The sequence below is a fragment of the Oleiphilus sp. HI0066 genome (assembly GCF_001635725.1).
The window spans coordinates 1-1129 of sequence record NZ_LWFH01001321.1; the positions used below are offsets into that span (position 1 = coordinate 1).

Annotated in this window: 1 pseudogene; it reads left to right on the forward strand. The window is 47.8% G+C overall.

What is annotated here, in order from left to right:
• Positions 1–1129 (forward strand): annotated as a pseudogene (locus tag A3738_RS31305) (excinuclease ABC subunit UvrA); the annotation flags it as partial.

Genomic DNA, 1129 nt, shown 5'->3' on the forward strand with positions numbered 1-1129 from the left:
TCTACCGTCGGTACAATCACAGAAATATACGATTATCTGCGATTACTATACGCTCGCGCAGGCGAACCACGCTGCCCTACTCACAACCTACCCTTAGACGCCCAAACAGTCAGTCAAATGGTTGATAAAGTATGCGAACTCCCAGAGGGCAGCAAGCTGATGATGCTTGCACCGGTTGTTCAAAACCGTAAAGGGGAGCATTTACACACATTTCAAGAGCTCCAAGCTCAGGGATTTATTCGCGCACGTATAAACGGGCTCGTAGTGGATATCGATGATGCGCCAGCGCTCGACAAGAACAAGAAACACACCATTGAGGTCGTCGTTGACCGCTTTAAAGTCCGAGATGACATTCAACAGCGTATCGCAGAGTCCTTCGAAACCTGCCTAGAGCTCACCGATGGTATCGCCGTCATTGCCCCAATGGATAGTGATGATCAGATGGAAGAGCTTATCTTCTCGTCACGTTTTGCCTGCCCTGTCTGTGGATACTCTATCAGTGAACTTGAGCCGAGAATGTTCTCCTTTAACAATCCTTCAGGCGCATGTCAGACATGTGATGGACTAGGGGTTAAGCAGTTTTTCGATCCGTCTCGCGTCGTGAGAGACGGCACACTCACCATTGCAGAGGGCGCGATAAAAGGTTGGGATCGCAGAACCATCTACTACTTCCAATTATTATCGAGCGTCATGCAGCACTATGGGGTAGACATCGATACGAAGTTTGCGGACATTCCCGAACACATCAAGGACATCATATTAAACGGCAGCGGTTCTGACGAGATTGCGTTTAATTATGTCAATTCTCGTGGCGACACCATGCAACGACAGCATCCCTTTGAAGGTGTCATTCCCAACATGGAGCGTCGTTACAAAGAAACAGAATCACAAATGGTACGTGAGGAGCTAGCAAGCTACTTAACCATGCAAGCGTGTCCAAGTTGCCATGGTTCACGCCTGCGGGAAAGCGCTCGCCACGTATTCATTGAAGAAACGACGCTCCCCGAAGTCATTAAAATGCCTATTGGCCAAGCACTCACTTATTATCAAGAGTTATCTCTTACCGGTAAGCGAGGAGAAATTGCTGAAAAAATTCTGAAGGAAATCCAATTACGCTTGGAGTTTTTGG